This is a genomic window from Pseudomonas sp. JS3066 (genome assembly GCF_036328175.1).
Classification (GTDB): Bacteria; Pseudomonadota; Gammaproteobacteria; order Pseudomonadales; family Pseudomonadaceae; genus Metapseudomonas.
Map to the genome: position 1 here is coordinate 3,591,959 of NZ_CP143312.1, position 16,076 is coordinate 3,608,034.

General features: G+C 63.5%; 12 protein-coding genes and 1 pseudogene. 4 read left to right on the forward strand and 9 right to left on the reverse strand.

Features of this window, described 5'->3' with window-relative positions; genetic code table 11:
* Positions 1–6: 6 nt before the first annotated feature.
* From SA496_RS17025 to SA496_RS17050, 6 genes are all read right to left on the reverse strand, one after another.
* On the reverse strand, positions 7–1,737 hold the full coding sequence (locus SA496_RS17025) for an FAD-dependent oxidoreductase (RefSeq protein WP_330114178.1): 1,731 nt from the start codon (positions 1,735–1,737) through the stop codon (positions 7–9).
* A gap of 81 nt (positions 1,738–1,818) precedes the next feature.
* The gene (locus SA496_RS17030) at positions 1,819–2,733 is read right to left on the reverse strand and encodes a transporter (protein WP_330114179.1); all 915 of its coding nucleotides are present in this window, start codon (positions 2,731–2,733) and stop codon (positions 1,819–1,821) included.
* Positions 2,734–3,655: 922 nt separating this feature from the next.
* Complete coding sequence (locus SA496_RS17035) at positions 3,656–5,038, reverse strand: aspartate aminotransferase family protein (RefSeq protein ID WP_120650031.1); 1,383 nt, start codon at positions 5,036–5,038, stop codon at positions 3,656–3,658.
* A 215-nt stretch (positions 5,039–5,253) separates the two neighbouring features.
* Positions 5,254–6,657 (reverse strand): APC family permease, encoded by a 1,404-nt coding sequence (locus SA496_RS17040; RefSeq protein WP_330114180.1) that lies wholly within the window; start codon positions 6,655–6,657, stop codon positions 5,254–5,256.
* 146 nt (positions 6,658–6,803) lie between these two features.
* On the reverse strand, positions 6,804–7,856 hold the full coding sequence (locus tag SA496_RS17045) for an ABC transporter substrate-binding protein (protein ID WP_120650029.1): 1,053 nt from the start codon (positions 7,854–7,856) through the stop codon (positions 6,804–6,806).
* A 154-nt stretch (positions 7,857–8,010) separates the two neighbouring features.
* Positions 8,011–9,501: an aldehyde dehydrogenase gene (locus SA496_RS17050; RefSeq protein ID WP_330114181.1), complete on the reverse strand. Its 1,491-nt coding sequence runs from the start codon at positions 9,499–9,501 to the stop codon at positions 8,011–8,013.
* 230 nt (positions 9,502–9,731) lie between these two features.
* Here SA496_RS17050 and SA496_RS17055 point away from each other — a divergent pair, with 230 nt between their 5' ends.
* The 3 genes from SA496_RS17055 to SA496_RS17065 all read left to right on the forward strand — a co-directional run bounded on the left by SA496_RS17055 (position 9,732) and on the right by SA496_RS17065 (position 12,263).
* The gene (locus tag SA496_RS17055; RefSeq protein ID WP_120650027.1) at positions 9,732–10,652 is read left to right on the forward strand and encodes a LysR family transcriptional regulator; all 921 of its coding nucleotides are present in this window, start codon (positions 9,732–9,734) and stop codon (positions 10,650–10,652) included.
* Positions 10,653–10,826: 174 nt separating this feature from the next.
* Positions 10,827–11,741 (forward strand): LysR family transcriptional regulator, encoded by a 915-nt coding sequence (locus SA496_RS17060; protein WP_330114182.1) that lies wholly within the window; start codon positions 10,827–10,829, stop codon positions 11,739–11,741.
* A gap of 96 nt (positions 11,742–11,837) precedes the next feature.
* Positions 11,838–12,263: a VOC family protein gene (locus tag SA496_RS17065; protein ID WP_330114183.1), complete on the forward strand. Its 426-nt coding sequence runs from the start codon at positions 11,838–11,840 to the stop codon at positions 12,261–12,263.
* A 212-nt stretch (positions 12,264–12,475) separates the two neighbouring features.
* Here SA496_RS17065 and SA496_RS17070 read toward each other — a convergent pair whose 3' ends face one another.
* Entirely contained in the window at positions 12,476–13,054 is a 579-nt protein-coding gene (locus SA496_RS17070; protein WP_153917448.1) for a flavin reductase family protein, read from the reverse strand.
* Positions 13,055–13,325: 271 nt separating this feature from the next.
* Here SA496_RS17070 and SA496_RS29290 point away from each other — a divergent pair.
* Positions 13,326–13,557: pseudogene (locus SA496_RS29290) on the forward strand (MFS transporter); the annotation flags it as partial.
* A gap of 123 nt (positions 13,558–13,680) precedes the next feature.
* On the opposite strand, the gene SA496_RS17075 reads toward SA496_RS29290, so the two are convergent.
* On the reverse strand, positions 13,681–14,412 hold the full coding sequence (locus SA496_RS17075; protein ID WP_330114184.1) for a TrmH family RNA methyltransferase: 732 nt from the start codon (positions 14,410–14,412) through the stop codon (positions 13,681–13,683).
* An 11-nt stretch (positions 14,413–14,423) separates the two neighbouring features.
* Positions 14,424–16,052, reverse strand: coding sequence for an NAD(P)/FAD-dependent oxidoreductase (locus SA496_RS17080; RefSeq protein WP_330114185.1), 1,629 nt, complete (start codon positions 16,050–16,052; stop codon positions 14,424–14,426).
* Positions 16,053–16,076 lie beyond the last annotated feature (24 nt).

A 16,076-nucleotide genomic window follows, 5' to 3' on the forward strand; every position in this document is an offset into this window, starting at 1 on the left:
GGCCGGTCATGCCTTGCGGGGTTCGAGGTGAGCCTGGTTCGCGGCCCGGTAGGCGAAGGCCAGGATCGGTCCGAGGGTCGCGCCGCCTGCCCAGTAGGCCCGTCCGGATGCCGATGCCACGCAGTTACCAACGCCGTAGAGCCCGGGGATGGGCTGGTTGGCGCTGTCCAGCACCTGGCCGTGGGAGTTGGTCTTGGGGCCGCCCTTGGTATCCAGGTTGCCGCCGGTAATGAGGGCTGCGTAGTAAGGGCCCTCCCCCGCCAGCGGGTGCATCGTGGGGTTGCGGCGGGTCTCGCCCGGTTTCACGCTGCCGTTGAAGAGCTGCTCTACCGCCAGCTCGCCACGCTGGAAGTCGGTGTCCTTGCCGCTGCTGGCCAGGTCGTTGAAGCGCGCAATGCTGGCCTTCAGGTTGTCGAGGAAGTCTGCCGAGAGCTTCATCCCACCGGTTTCGGAGTGGTATTTCTCCAGGCGTTCACTGATGGCGCGAGCCAGCCCTTCCAGGGTGTCCCCCTTGATCACGTGGCGGTCGTTGCCCCCTGCCGGCACGATCGGTGAGCCGTATTCGTCGCTGGCGCAGTAGGTCTGGGCGCGTTGGTCCCAGATGGAGAGCATGACCAGGTTGGGGTACTCGGCCTTGTTCCCATCCCATTGGAAGAAGCTCGGCACCAGTTCGTTGTAAACGGTCTTCTCGTTCACCACGCGCTTGCCGTACTTGTTCACCATCAGCATGGAATCACCGGTCATGGTGAAGATGCCGGACATGGAGCCATCCTTGGCCACGGCCTTCTCCAGCAGAATCGGGCAGTGCCAGGCGTAATTCATGTTGCGCAGCTGCACACCCAGATCACTGGCGATACGGATGAAGTCACCTTCGTTGGTCAGGGTGGCGCAACCGCCGTATACCGGGGCGTAGAGGAAGTTGCGGCGCATTTCCGGATCGTGGGTGAAGCCGCCACTGGCAAAGATCACGGCCTTGCGGGCACGCACCCGCAGTCGAGTGCCTTCCTCGGTCTCCACTTCCACGCCAATGGCGGCGCCCTGGTCGTTGGTGATGACCTTCACCACGCGCTGCCCGGTGCGAATCGCCACACCATCGCGGCGGGCGGCGGCGGTCAGCGTGCGAATCGCCACGCGACCACCGTCGGACATGCTCGGGCGCGCATCACGCGGCACCAGCACGCGGCCCTTGGGCGCCTTGTCCTCGGGAATTTCGCACCAGTAGTCCGGCACGTCGGCGCAGTGGCGATACGGCAACGCATCCTTCTCTGCCAGCAATTCGGCAGCGGGCGAAGCGCTGTCGTAGATTGCCTCGCACATTTCGTATTCCCAGTCACTCAAGCCCAGCTTGGGCAACGCGGGGTCGTAGGACTGCGGCCGGGTCAGACGCGCCACGTAACGGAGGAAATCAGGCTTGGGATCGCTCATGCCGGCGTCGCGCATGGCCTTGTTGTTCGGCACCCAGTACCAGAACGCGGCCTTGGCGGCGGTTCCACCCGGACTCGCGGCCTTTTCCAGGATGACCACGTCATTGCCCAGCCAGCGGGCGAACAGTGCGGTGGGCAGGCCGCCGCCTCCCCCGCCACAGACCACGATGTCGTGTTCGCTGTCGAACGGCTGTTCGGCGGCACCGGCCTTGCCGGCCACCAGGCCACCCAGTGCCATGGCGGCAGTACCGGCACCAGCGGCCTTGATGAAGTTGCGTCGCGACGTGGCGAGCTTCTGTTGTTCGTCGTTCATGGTCGACTCTCCAGGTGGATTGAAGGCCCCGGCGATCCATCGGGGACGCCGGGGTGAACGGAGGGGATGGGTACGGGCGGGTTACCAGTAGTGCCAGAGCTGCAGGAACAGGCCGTCGGTGACGGCGGTGTTCTTGCCCTCTACGCCCCTGGAGTAATGCAGGGACACCTGGTCCCACATCTTCTGCGCGTAGAGGCTCTGGATGCCGGGCTTGAGCTGGAACAGCACGCCGGCGCCCAGGGCGGTCTCATCGGATTCCGAGTAGGGAATAGCCTGTCCGGAGCGGTCGTCGGATTCCCAGGTCTTCTGGTGGTCATAGCTGAAGAAGGGCGTGACCTGGTACGTGGGCCGGTCGATCACGTTGTAGCCAAGGCGCAGGTTGGCGTGGAAGGTGTCGCCCGGTTCGGTGCCATGGGGGCCATCGCCACGGAGGATTCCGCCGACCAGAAGGTCGATGTTCACCTTGCCAAACCACTCGTTGTAGAACAGCGAGGGCCAGAAGGAATACGTGTCGCTGCTGACCGAGTCAGCGCCGACAGGCAACTGCACATAGGCCTGGGCGCCCAGGGTGCGCAGGGGCGTCGGGTTGTACCAGACCAGCCCGCCGACCAGGGGATCGCCCAGGCCGCTGACACGTACGCCATTACCGCGTACCGCCACTTCCGGCACGGTGACGCTGGCGATGAAGCCGTTGTTCGGCAACCCATCGACCTTCCAGTAGTGCAGCAGCGAGGAGAGGCCGACATAGGTATCGGTGCCGCTGCCCTTGACCTTGTCGCCGTGGTCGTCGAAGCGCTTGCTGTCGTCGTTCCACTGCACGTACTGGCCGAAGGAATCGTAAGGCTCGGTGAAGTCCGAGCTGAACTGGAAGCTCTGCGGTCGGTTACCCGCAAAGGGGATGCCCGATGCCTGGGCATCCCAAGTGGAGAGGAGACCGCTACCGAGCACCAGCGTGCTCAGCGCCACGGGAGTAACCCGGCTGTTGTTGACGCGCATTCTGGACGTTCCTGCTGGAGTTCTTGTTTTTGGGACAAACGTCTCCCGCTCGCGCAACCTCGTGGGTCGCTCGATGGGGCATCTGCTGTGGATCGGGCTGTGGAAACGGCGTCAGCCGGTGGGCGATGAAACTCCGCCTGGGCCGGCCATCAGCTAGGCGCCGCGCAGGTGTGCGGCCAGATGGACACGCAATGGAACCCCGTGTCGCGCTCGCAGGGAGGCGGCGGGGAGATGGGCTTCATACGGAATCGATTGGACGCGAGGTGAGTGGGCACGCATGGCATTGACCTTGTTGTTATACGTTTGCCTGTGTCCGTCGGCAGCGACATGCAATGGGAGGCAGCCCAGCGTGTCCTGCCGAAGCCACCCCGCAATGCGGCGCGGCTCGTACGGCAAGGTCAAGCTACAAAAGGCTCGGCGCACCAACAATGCCGCTTTCAGCGATATGAGTGTTCGCGGTTCGCGAACAATGGGCACCGGTACGACAACCCGGGCGCGCAGGGCTTCTGGGATGGGGATGGCGGGGGAATTGGAGCGGTCCGGCCAGGTTGGTGGCAGGTGATGAGGCGGTCGATGATCGAACCGGTTTTGCATCGAGTCAGGCTTGTACGGGGATTTGAATCTCCAGGCAGGCCGCAGGAAGGCAACGAGAGAACTGGCCAAAGATTCGGCACGACATCGCTGGTGGGCACAGCGCAACCTACCCGCAACGCCCACCCTCCCTGGCGACTTCCGCACCTCGCAGGGTCTTCACTGGTTGAGCGGGTGACGCATGACCACGGCCTAAATGATATCGCCGCTACGGAGTGGCCCTGCTCCAAAAAAAAACGGCGCGCGGGCAGCAATCCCGAGCGCCGTAACACTGCCTAGCAGCTGTGGTAGAGGACCGCCGGCCCTGGTCGCCGGCGCTCCTTAGTGGGCGTCAGAGACGTCCCAGCTCCTGCGCGGTGCGATCCACCGCGATTTTCGTCTTGCTCACCAGCTCGTCGATCTCGCTGCGAGTGGCCACGAGGGCCGGCGCCATAATCATGCGGCCGAGGGTGGAGCGGATGATCAGCCCTTCCTCGAAGCCAATGGTGCGGCAGCGCCAGGCGATGTCGTTCTCATTGGCGAAGCGCTTGCGAGTGGCCTTGTCTTCGGCGAACTGCAGGGCAGCAACCAGACCGGCGCCCTGGATATCCCCCACCAGCGGGTGGTTGCCGAACACTTCGCGCAGGCACTGTTGCAGGTACGGGCCGGTGTCAGCCTTCACCTGGGCGACCACGCCTTCATCACGCAGCGCCTTGAGGTTGGCGATGGCCACCGCCGCCGCCACCGGATGCCCTGAGTAGGTCAGGCCGTGGGCGAACACACCGCCCTGCTCCACCAGGACCTCGGCCATGCGTTTGCTGAGGATCAGGCCGCCCATGGGGATGTAGCCGGAGGTCAGGCCCTTGGCGATGGACAGGGTGTCCGGCTCGAAGCCGAAGTGCTGGTGGGCGAACCACTCGCCGGTGCGGCCAAAGCCACCGATCACTTCATCGGCGCACAGCAGCACGTCGTACTTGCGGCAGATGCGCTGGATTTCCGGCCAGTAGGTTTCCGGCGGGAAGATCATGCCACCCGCACCCTGGAAGGGTTCGGCGACGAAAGCGGCCACCTTGTCGGCGCCCAGCTCGAGGATTTTCTCCTCCAGCTGACGCGCGGCACGCAGGCCGAACTCTTCCGGCGTCAGGTCGCCGCCGTTGGCGAAGTAGTAAGGCTCGTCGATGTGCGCGATGTCCGGCAGCATGCCGCCCATTTCGTGCATGAACTTCATCCCGCCCAGGGCCGTGGCGCCCAGGGTGGAGCCGTGGTAGCCGTTCCAGCGGCCGATCATGATCTTCTTCTCGGGCTTGCCGAGGATCTGCCAGTAGCGGCGCACGGTGCGGATCAGCACCTCGTTCGCTTCCGAACCGGAGTTGGTGTAGATGGCGTGACTGTAGTGGCCCGGCAGCAGGCTGAAGAGCAGCTCGGACAGTTCCACCACCGCCGGGTGGGTGGTGTGGAAGAACATGTTGTAGTAGGGCAGTTGCTCCAGCTGGCGGGTAGCGGCTGCGGTGAGATCCTTGCGGCCGTAGCCGAGGTTGGTGCACCACAAGCCGGACATGCCGTCGAGGTAACGCTTGCCGTCGTTGTCCCAGAGGTGGAGGCGCTCACCGCCAACGATCACCCGCGGCCCTTCGGCGTTCAGCGCCTTCTGGTCGAGGAAGGCATGGATGTGGTGGGCCGCATCTGCTGCCTGGTAGTCACGGGTTTCGCGTTGGGCCTGGAATTGAGCGTTCATTGTTAAGGGTCTCCTCGTCCCGGTATTCAGTGATACCGATGCTGGCCGAAGCCGATGGGCAGCGAAAATACTAAATTTGTCTTCGCGCTATATGAAAAAGCTGCCCTGCCCGCCGAGCGCCCAGGCGCCCGATGCCCGGCCGGGTGCCGGGCAGGCGGACAGGTATCCGGGCGACGAACTGCATGTCGCCCGACCCTGCGTTCAGTCGCGACGTATCACTGGGTCTGCTCCAGCGGTTCAGGGCGGAACAGGTCCTTGCGCATCACGACCTTGATCCAGACCACGGCAATCATCGACACCAGCGCCAGCACCACACCGGCAATGCCGAAAATCTTGCCGGTCATGTCCGGGCTCGGCGAGGCATACCAGATGGCGTAAAGCATGCCCACGATGCCGAACAGCTGCGGCAGCGGGTAAAACGGCGTGCTGAAGGGGCGGGCGATAGCCGGGTAACGGCGACGCAGGGCGATCACATCCAGATGCACGATGATGTAGGCCAGCAGCCAGGCCAGGGCCGCGGCGAGCAGCAGCAGGTTGATGGAGGCGGCATCCTGGCCCATGACCAGAATCGGCAGGCCGGTAATGGCGGCCACGAACAGTACTGCCACCCAAGGCGTGCGGGCGCGCGGGCTGAGCAGCTTGAACTGCGGGAAAGCCTGGCCGTTCTGCGCCATGCCATAGAGCATGCGCGGGATGGCCGCCAGCGAGGTGTTCAGGGTGCTGCAGGTGGCGGTGACCGCGGCGATCACCAGGAACACTTCACCCGCCTTGCCGAACACCGTGGTGGCGAACAGGTAATGCGGCAGCGCGTCGGTGGTCAGGGCCTCGGTGGGCACCATGAACAGTGCACCCAGGCAGTAGAGCGCAATGGTGATGAAGATGACGGTCAGGCCGATGATCATCGAACGCGGGATGTTGCGCTCTGGACGCTTGGTTTCCTCCACCAGCGGGCAGACGAACTCTGCGCCGACGAAGCCCCACACGGCCAGTGCGGTAAGGGTCAGCACACCCGCTCCCATGGGGTTCCAGTCGCCGTGCAGCACGGTGCTGGCGGTTTCGGTGGGCGCGCCTTCAACGACGGCGGCCAGGCCCAGCACCAGCAACACGATCACCATCACCACCGCCAGGGCGGTTTGCAGCTTGGCGAAGATGTCGATGCCCATCAGGTTGAGCACGGTGAACAGGCCAAGAACGCCGAAGGCCACGCTGAAGGGCGGGAACACACCCGGATAGACCTTGCCGACGATCAGGTCGAGCAGCAGCAGTTCGGCCGACAAGGCGAACATCGCCACCACCACATAGCCGGAGAAGGTCGCCAGGATGGCCGGAAAATGCCCGAGGGCAACCTCGGTGTAGCTGGAAAGGCCGCCGGCACGGGGAATCATCAGCGACAGCTCTGAGAAGGAAAACGCGTAACTCAGGGCCAGAAGGTAGGCCAGCCCCAGCGGGACGATGAAGCCCAACCCGGAGAAACCGGCGCCCTGCAGCATCAGCACCATCACCCCCTGGGACACCACCAGGCCGATGGCCACCGCCAATAGCGCGCCAAGGCCTAGCACGCGGCGGAATCCACCCTCTTCGACCTGCCCATGGGCAGGAACGGACACACTTGCACTCATGACATTCTCCCGATCTTGTACTTGTTATTGGCCCGCCCGGCCGTAACCACCGACGAGCGCTGGTAGTGCAGGGCGCGGTAAGGTCCGGCCCCGCCAGTTACGCCCCGCCCGCTCGCCGCACTTCCGGCGTCTGCGGGGCGCAATGTTCAACGTGCCGCCCAGGCGTTGAAGCGCTCCTCCAGTTCCTCGCCGTGGTTGACCCAGAACTCCGCGCTGACCAATTGCGCCTCGGCCAGGTTGGCCGGCGCGGTGGGCAACTGCGCCTGGGTGGCGGCGGGCAAGGCGGCCAGGGCGTCCTTGTGGACCGGGCCGTAGGGGATCTGGCTGGAGAAGACCTGCTGCGTCTGCGCCTGGCTGGCGAAGGCGATGAAGCGTTCGGCAAGCGCCTTGTTCGGGCTGCCGCGTACGATGGCCCAGTGGTCCGGGTCGTAGAGGTTGCCGTTCCAGACAATGGCGAGCTTCGAGCCTTCTTTCTGGGCGGCGGCGATGCGGCCGTTGTAGGCAGCGGACATCACCACATCGCCAGCCACCAGCCATTGCGGCGGCTGGGCACCGGCTTCCCACCACTGGATGTGCGGCTTGATTTCATCCAGTTTGCGGAAGGCACGCGCGACCCCGTCCGGGGTTTCCAGCACCTTGTAGAGGTCTTCGCGCTTCACCCCGTCGGCCAGCAGCGCCGCTTCCAGGGTGTACTTGGCGCCCTTGCGCAGGCCACGCTTGCCGGGGAAGCGCTGGGTGTCCCAGAAGTCCGCCCAGGAGCTGGGTGCACTGGCCAGCTTGTCGGAGTTGTAGGCCAGCACCATGGACCAGACGTAGCTGGCCACCCCGCACTCGCTGACAGTGCCGGGCATGTAGCTGGCGGATTCGCCGAGCACGGCCGGGTCCATGCGTTCGAACAAGCCCTCTTCGCAACCGCGCAGCAGTTCGGGGCTTTCCACTTCCACCACGTCCCAGGTGACCTGGCCGATGTCCACCATGGCCTTCACCTTGGACAGCTCGCCGTTGTACTCACCGGCCACCACCTTGCCGGCGCCGCTCTGTTCGAAGGGTTTGAAATAGGCCGCATCCTGAGCGGCCTTGGTGGCGCCACCGAAGGAAATCACGGTAAGGCTGGAGGATTGGGCCAGGGCCGGCACGCTGGCAGTGGCCAGCAGGGCGAAACCGAGGGTGGCACGGATGCACGGGAAGGACTTGAGCATGGAAACTCCCTCACTACTTGTAAGTTGTGGTCAGTTGCTGAGGCAGTCGTGGCCAGGAGGCCAGAGCCCATGCGTGCACCACGCACGGGATTGGATTTCTTGTTGTGGACGGCCGCGCACCGTAGGAGCACGCGGCCGGGTCGTCAGGGCGACCTCAGCGCAGCTGGAACCAGGTGGTCTTCAGTTGGCTGTACTTGTCGAAGGAATGCAGCGAAAGGTCGCGGCCGAAACCGGACTGCTTGCCGCCGCCGAAGGGTACGGTGACGTCCAGAGCGTCCACCGTGTTCACCGACACCGTTCCCGCCTTGAGTGCGCGGGCGACTCTGTGAGCGCGATGCAAGTCATCGCTCCACACCGAAGCAGCCAGGCCGTAGATGCTGTCATTGGCCAGGCGCAGTGCCTCTTCCTCGGTATCGAAGGTACTGACGGCCAGCACCGGGCCGAACACTTCTTCCCGGGCCAGCTGCATGTCGCTGTGCACGTCGGCGAAGACGGTCGGTTCGACGAAGTTGCTGGAGCCGTTGAAAGTCAGGCGACGGCCACCGGCGAGCAGTTGTGCCCCCTCCCCTTGCGCCCCTTCGATGAAGGCCATGATGCGCGCGGTCTGCCCGGCATCGACGATAGCGCCGGCACGGCTGGCCGGGTCCAGCGGATCGCCGGGCATCCAGTCGCGGGCCTTGGCCAAAAGGCGCTCGATGAACTCGTCGCGAATGGAACGTTGCACGTAGAGCCGCGAGTTGGCCGAGCAGACCTCGCCCTGGTTGAAGAAGATGCCGAAGGCGGCCTTCTCGGCGGCCAGGTCCAGGTCGCGGCAATCCTCGAAGATCAGGTTCGGGCTCTTGCCGCCGCATTCCAGCCAGACCTGCTTGAGGTTGGACTGGGCCGAGTACTGCATGAAGTACTTGCCCACCTGGGTGGAGCCGGTGAACACCAGGCAATCCACATCCGGGTGCAGGCCAAGGGCCTTGCCAGCGCTCTCGCCCAGACCCGGCACCACGTTCAGCACGCCTTCCGGCAGTCCGGCCTCCAGCGCCAGCTCAGCCAGGCGCAGGGCGGAGAACGGCGACTGCTCGGCGGGTTTCAGTACTACGCTGTTACCGGCGGCCAGGGCCGGGGCCAGCTTCCAGGCAGCCATGTCGAGGGGGAAGTTCCAGGGCACCACGGCGGCGACCACGCCCAGCGCTTCGCGGGTGATGGTGGCCAGGGCATTCGGCGCGGTAGGCGCGACCTGGTCGTAGAGCTTGTCCAGGGCCTCGCCGTACCAGGTAAACACGTGCGCGGCGCCCGGTACGTCGATGTTGTAGGCGTCCATCACCGGCTTGCCCATGTTCAGGGAATCCAGCAGGGCCAGTTCTTCACGGTGGTTCAGCATCAGCTCGGAGAGACGCAGCAGCACCTTCTTGCGTTCTGCCGGGGCCATGCGCGCCCAGGCGCCTTCGTTGAAGGCGCGGCGTGCAGTGCTGACCGCCAGATCCACCTCGGCCTCGCCACAGGCGGCGACACGGGCCAGCAGTTGGTTGGTGGCCGGGTTGATCGAGTCGAAGGTGGCACCGGAAGCAGCGGCCACCTGCCGGCCACCGATCAGCGCCTTGTCGTTGAATGCTTGCCGGGCAGCCTTTTGCTGCCAATAGCCGAGATCGAACACGCTGCACTCCCAGATCGACCGTCTTCGCGGTCATGTTGTTTTTCGGGTCGAGGCAGATGGTGCGCCAGCTTCCGGCAGAGGAAAATTATTAAAAATATGCTCGAGTCATATGAAAAAACTCGGCAGCCCATGCGGCCTCGCAGGTGCTGCCTGGGGTAATGTTCACCCCACAACGACAAGCACAAAGAGCCACCCGCACGCGCGCAGGCGGCCAACAAGCAGAGGTGCCCGTGGCTACCTATACCTTGCGACAACTCAAGTATTTCGTGACGACCGTGGAAGCTGGCAGCGTGGCCGAAGCTTCGCGCAAGCTGTACATCGCCCAGCCGTCCATCTCCACCGCCATCAAGGGCCTGGAAGAAAGCTTCGGCGTACAGCTGTTCATCCGCCATCACGCCCAGGGCGTGTCCCTGACGCCAAGCGGCACGCGTTTCTACGAAAAGGCCCAGGAGCTGCTGCGTGTGGCTCGCGAGTTCGAACAGAACGCCCTGGCCGACAACGACATCGTCGCCGGACAGATCGACATCGGCTGTTTCGAGACCGTCGCCCCGCTCTACCTGCCCCAGCTCATCGCCGGGTTTCGTGAGCAGTATCCCGGCGTCGACATCCGCATCCGCGACGGGGAGCAGCAGGAGCTGGTGCAAGGCCTGACTGCCGGCACCTTCGACCTTGCCTTCCTCTACGAACACGACCTGGACAGCACCATCGCCACCGAACCGCTGATGCCGCCGCAGAAGCCGTATGCCCTGCTGCCAGAGAACCACCGCTTCGCCAAGCAAGCCCAAGTCTCTCTGCGCGACCTCTGCCTGGAGCCGATGATCCTGCTGGACGTGCAGCCGAGCCGAACCTACTTCGTCAGCCTGTTCCACGAGCTGGGCCTGACACCCAACATCGTCTTCAGCTCGCCGTCGATCGAGATGGTGCGCGGCATGGTCGGCCAGGGCTTCGGCTTCTCCCTGCTGGTCACCCGCCCCCATTCGGAATGCACCTACGACGGCAAGAAGGTGGTCACTGTCGATATCACCGAACCCGTCGCCACCTCCGGCCTGGTAGCCGCCCGCCTCAAGCGCGGCCAATTGACCAAGCCGGCGCAGCTGTTCGTCGACTTCTGCCGTGAGCGCCTGGCGCAAAAAACTCATGACACTCCGTAGGTTGGTCAGAGCGCAGCGAAGCCCAACGATCACCACCTGCTTCGTGGGAGCGAATTCGTTCGCGATCAAGGTCGCTTCCACTCGAAAATGGCGGAAAGAAAAACGCTTTTCACCCTGCACACGCCTGCATCTTCGGTAGCATGACCGCACCAGTTCCAGGGTAGGTAGCCTGCGGTGATCAGAGAACTCAGGACATTCGTGGCGGTGGCCGGGCTTGGCAGTTTTTCTGCCGCGGCGCGGCGGGTCAGCCTGACCCAGGCGGCGGTCAGTGCGCAGATGAAGAGCCTGGAAGATGCGCTCGGCATGCAACTGTTCGATCGCACAGCCAAGTCGGTCAGCCTCAACGCCAATGGGCAGCGAGTGCTGCCGCTGGCAGAGGAAATGCTGGAGCTGTATGCGCGAATGTGCCTGCCGGAAACCCTGGAGGGTTATCGAGGTGCGCTGAACATCGGCGCTATCGGCACGGTGCAGACCGGCGTCCTGCCGGAGACGCTCAGACGCCTCAAGGAAGCCGCACCGCTGATGGAGGCCAGGCTGATTCCCGGCGTTTCACTCGACCTGGTAGGCCAGGTCGAGGCCGGCGACCTGGACCTGGCACTGATCATCAAGCCGCCCTTCCCGCTCGCCAAGGAAATGCACATGGAAAGCGTGCTGGAGGAGCCCTTCGTACTGATCCACCCGCCGGGCACCCAGGTCGACTGCATCGCCCAGACGCTCGTACGCCACCCCTTCATTCGCTACGACAGCAAGTCGTTCGGCGGGCGCCTGGTGGGCAGGTTCCTCAAGGACCGCAAGCTGCAGGTGAACCAGGTGATGGAACTGGATGACCTGGACGCCATCGTACGCATGGTGGAAACCGGGCTGGGCGTGGCCATCATTCCCTTCGCCGGCATCTGGTCCCGCGGCGGTACCACAGCGCGGGTGCATCCCCTCGGCGAACTGGCCTTCACACGGGAAATCGTGCTGGTGTGCCGCTACGCCAACAAGGCGCTGCCGCAGGTCGAGCTGTTCCGCAAGGTCATCCATCCATCAGCCCACAGTTACGTGGAAGAAATGGCCAACAATCTCAAGAGCAAGCTGCGAGCATAAGAATCCTTTTGGCTGAGCGAAGGAGCAATTCGCTTTCGCCCCAGCAGATTCGAATCGAACATTGAAGCCTCCAATGACGAGCCGCCGGAGTTTTCGATGAGCCTTTCTCCTTTCCACCTGGCCATTCCCGTATACGACCTTGCCGCAGCCCGTGCCTTCTATGGCGAGGTGTTCGGCCTTGAAGAAGGCCGCTCCAGCAGCCAATGGGTGGACTTCAACTTCTTCGGTCACCAACTGGTGATCCACGAGCATCCGAAGACCGATTCGCAGCACCACGCCCACACCAACGCGGTGGACGGCCACGACGTGCCCGTGCCGCATTTCGGCGTGGTGCTGGAATGGTCACAGTGGGAAGCCTTGGCCGAGCGCCTGGAATCCCTCGGTACCCGCTTAGTGATCGAGCCCTACATCCGCTTCAAGGGTCAGGTGGGCGAGCAGGCCACCATGTTTCTCTTCGACCCGTGCGGCAATGCCCTGGAGTTCAAGGCCTTCAAGGATATCGGCCAGCTCTTTGCCAGGTAGGGCGTGGCCATGCGTCATCGGCGCTGCCGGTGATAACTCGAAATTTACTTTCTGCAGGAGCGAGGGGGACGCCGAGTTCTTGCTCGCAAAAGATCTTGCTCGGACTGTTCGCGAGCAAGCTCGCTCCTACATGTTCATCCGGGCCACGATTTGCCAGCTTGCGCCGAGCTCCCCCGTTTACTTGTGAGTGACGCCTCCCCACAAGGGGCCGTTCAGACGTCCTTCACCACCGCCGCCTCGCCTATGGCATAGAAGTGACCGCCGGCGATGTAGTGCAGACTGCGCCAGTGGGGCGCGGCCGTCTCGAACTGCCAATGACCATCCCTGAATACACGGGTGTCGGCCCAGGCGCCCACCACCTCGCCGATGAACAGGTCGTAGGTCTGCTGGTTGTGGGGTTCGGGAATCAGCTTGCAGATCAGCCAGGCGGAGCTGCCGGCTACCAGCGGCACATCGAAACCGTCCATGCGGAACAGCTCCACGTCGCACTGCGCGAGCTTGTCCGGTGCCTCGTCGAGGCTGCGGGTTCCTACCTTGTAGGTCAGTTCGAGCTGGCTGAGGTTGGGTACCTGCAGGGCAAAGAGGCCGCTGCTCTCCACCAGTGAGCGAGTGCGGGTGGCCTTGTCCAGCACCACGGTCACCTTCGGCGGCGAGAAGTCCAGGGCACAGGACCAGGCGGCGGCCATGACATTCTCGACGCCGCCATGACTGGCGGAAACCAGCACGGTCGGGCCGTGATTCAGCACGCGATAGGCGCGGTCCAGCGCCACCGGCGCGATGTGCTCATTCATGGATAAACCTCGTTCGGGAAGCGCTGACTGCATGCCGCAGCCAGCTCGGGCGATGCGCGGATTATGCAGGTTGCACGCCGCACTCACCACGCACTGCGAACCCGCGCGGCTGGACCCAGCCTCGGATGAAGCTCCGGGCCTAGAGCGCGACAGGCGACTCTCCCTGCGCCCCGACGAGCCGCACCTGCCAGCTAGAGCTTCCACTGCTTGAGCGGCGTCACGCCAGGTTCGCGATCGATCTCGTCCTCGAAGGCGCGCTTCTTCTGGGCCCGGCATGTCCGCCGCCTACCAGATCGGCGCGGCCTTCGGCGGTGGCACGGCGTCCAGCCTCGCGACGGCCATCCTGATTGCAACGGGCAGCCCGTTCGGGGTGGCGGCTTATGGGGCTGACGATGGTGGCGGTGTGCTCGTTCCTGCTCCGGGAGACAGCGCATCTGAGCATGGAGGCGATCGATGTGGAGCCGGCGGTCGAGGTGAATGCGCGAGCGGCGCAGTCGATTTAGTCGACCGGCCAATCACACAATCACGACAAACAAGAACGGGCCCAAGGGGCCCGTCCTTTTGCGGAAACTGTATCCCTCGTCACTGCTTCACGAAGCGCTTCGAGAGAACGGTTCCTTGATCCGCTATCTGTTCAACTCGTACGCACACATATTGACCGTTGCGGCCAGGTTCAGCGATTCGATGGCGCCACAGCCGGGAATCGTAAAAGGCTGGGCGTTGAGCGCGATCAGTTGCTCGCGGGGCACGCCACGTGCTTCGTTGCCGAACAGATAACAATCGAACGTCTTGAAACTGGCGGATTGCAAGCTGTCGCCATTCATATCCAGGCAGGCAATGCGCTCGAAGCGCGTACGCAAGGAGTCCAGTTCCACATCCAGTTCCATGGGCGCATGAAAAATGGCGCCCATGCTGGAGCGCACGACTTTGGGATTGTACGGATCGACGCTACCGGGACTGAGCAGGCAGCGAAAATTACCGAACCACGCCAGCGTACGCAGGATGGTGCCGAGATTGCCCGGGTCCTGAATTTCATGCAGGTAAATGGCGCGTTCGTTCTGACTGGGAGCAGAAACCGGCGCGGCTTTCGCCGGCATTGGCACCAGCGCAATTATTCCCTGCGGTGTCTGGGTATCGGCGATGTGAGCCATCTGGCGGTCGTTGATCACATGGGTTTCAAACGGGCTTTGCCAGTGCTCGTAGGCGCCAGTTACATACAGCTGACTGCGCTGTAGCAGCGGGTTCTGCAAGGCCGCTTTTTGTAACTCCAGCAACAGGTGTTCGCCCTCCACCAGAAAATAACCGAACTCGGCCCGGTATTTTTTCTGGTGGAGTTTCTTGATGTCGTCGAGTTTCATCTATCCGTTGCTCAGTCGCTCTGCGCTTCGGTCTGAGACAGAAGCGATTTGACCACCGCTTCGGCGACTTTGATGCCATCCACGCCCGCCGACAAAATGCCACCGGCATAACCGGCGCCTTCACCGGCCGGATACAGGCCTCGCAGGTTGAGGCTCTGCAATGTCTCGTTGTCGCGGGTGATACGGACCGGGGATGAGGTGCGGGTCTCGATACCGGTGAGCACCGCGTCATCGCGATCAAAGCCGCGAATCTGCTTGCCAAATGCCGGTAGCGCCTCACGGATGGCCTCGATCGCATAGTCCGGCAGCGAGGGCGCAAGATCGCCCAGCCGTACGCCGGGTTTGTAGGAAGGCTCCACCTCGCCAAACTCGGCCGACGGCACTCCGCGAATGAAGTCCCCCACCAATTGCGCGGGCGCACAGTAATCGCTGCCACCCAATTCATAGGCGCGGGATTCCAGGCGCTCCTGGAACTCCACTCCGGCCAGCGGACCGCCTGGGAAATCCTGCTCCGGATTGATGCCGACGACTATGCCGGCATTCGCATTGCGTTCGTTGCGAGAGTACTGGCTCATACCATTGGTCACGACTCGTTCCGGCTCGGAAGTGGCCGCTACCACAGTACCGCCGGGGCACATGCAGAAGCTGTAGACGGCACGGCCATTCCTGGCGTGATGCACCAGCTTGTAGTCGGCGGCGCCGAGCTCCGGATGGCCGGCATATTTCCCCAGGCGAGCCTGGTCGATCATGCCTTGCGGGTGTTCGATGCGGAAACCCACGGCGAAGGGCTTGGCCTCCATGAACACGCCCTGCCGGTGCAACATACGGAAGGTATCGCGGGAACTATGACCTAGCGCCAGTACAACGTGGCGGCTGTGGAGTGTTTCACCACTGGCCAAAACAACGCCCTCGAGCTGGCCGTCGTTGATCAGCAGGTCGGTCACTTTGCTTTCAAATCGCACCTCGCCGCCGAGGGCGATGATCTCCTCGCGCATGGCAGATACCACGCCGGTAAGACGGAAGGTGCCGATATGCGGCTTGCTCACGTACATGATCTCGTCCGGAGCACCGGCGCGGACGAACTCGGACATCACCTTGCGGGCGTAGAACTTGGGGTCCTTGATCTGGCTGTAGAGTTTGCCGTCCGAGAAAAGGCCGGCGCCGCCCTCGCCGAATTGCACGTTGGATTCCGGGGTCAGGACCTTTTTGCGCCACAGTGCCCAGGTATCCTTCGTGCGGCGTCGCACGTCCTTTCCGCGCTCCAGCACAATGGGTTTGAACCCCATCTGCGCGAGCAACAGCGCCGCGAACAACCCACAGGGGCCAAAGCCCACGACCAGCGGCCGCTCGCTCAGGCTGGCCGGTGCTTGCCCTACTGGATAGTAGTGGGTGTCCGGGGCTGGGCGTACGTTGTGGTCATCCGCCAGGCGCGCCAGAATCGCCGCCTCGTCGCGAACCTCCAGGTCGATGATGTAGATGAACAGAATGACGCTGTTTTTCTTGCGGGCATCGTAGCTGCGCTTGAATACGGTGAAGTTCAGCAGGTCGGCGTCGCTGATACTCAGGCGATTGACGATGGCCTTGCGCAACTCATCGGCGGAGTGATCGAGGGGCAGAGACAGTTCGGTGATGCGAATCATGGCGGTAATCCTGGCCGGTGAATC

Excerpts from the sequence above, each read along its gene's own strand:
- SA496_RS17025 (WP_330114178.1), bottom strand. The coding sequence starts at position 1,737 with ATGAACGACGAACAACAGAAGCTCGCCACGTCGCGACGCAACTTCATC.
- SA496_RS17030 (WP_330114179.1), bottom strand. The coding sequence starts at position 2,733 with ATGCGCGTCAACAACAGCCGGGTTACTCCCGTGGCGCTGAGCACGCTG.
- SA496_RS17035 (WP_120650031.1), bottom strand. The coding sequence starts at position 5,038 with ATGAACGCTCAATTCCAGGCCCAACGCGAAACCCGTGACTACCAGGCA.
- SA496_RS17040 (WP_330114180.1), bottom strand. The coding sequence starts at position 6,657 with ATGAGTGCAAGTGTGTCCGTTCCTGCCCATGGGCAGGTCGAAGAGGGT.
- SA496_RS17045 (WP_120650029.1), bottom strand. The coding sequence starts at position 7,856 with ATGCTCAAGTCCTTCCCGTGCATCCGTGCCACCCTCGGTTTCGCCCTG.
- SA496_RS17065 (WP_330114183.1), top strand. The coding sequence starts at position 11,838 with ATGAGCCTTTCTCCTTTCCACCTGGCCATTCCCGTATACGACCTTGCC.
- SA496_RS17070 (WP_153917448.1), bottom strand. The coding sequence starts at position 13,054 with ATGAATGAGCACATCGCGCCGGTGGCGCTGGACCGCGCCTATCGCGTG.
- SA496_RS17075 (WP_330114184.1), bottom strand. The coding sequence starts at position 14,412 with ATGAAACTCGACGACATCAAGAAACTCCACCAGAAAAAATACCGGGCC.
- SA496_RS17080 (WP_330114185.1), bottom strand. The coding sequence starts at position 16,052 with ATGATTCGCATCACCGAACTGTCTCTGCCCCTCGATCACTCCGCCGAT.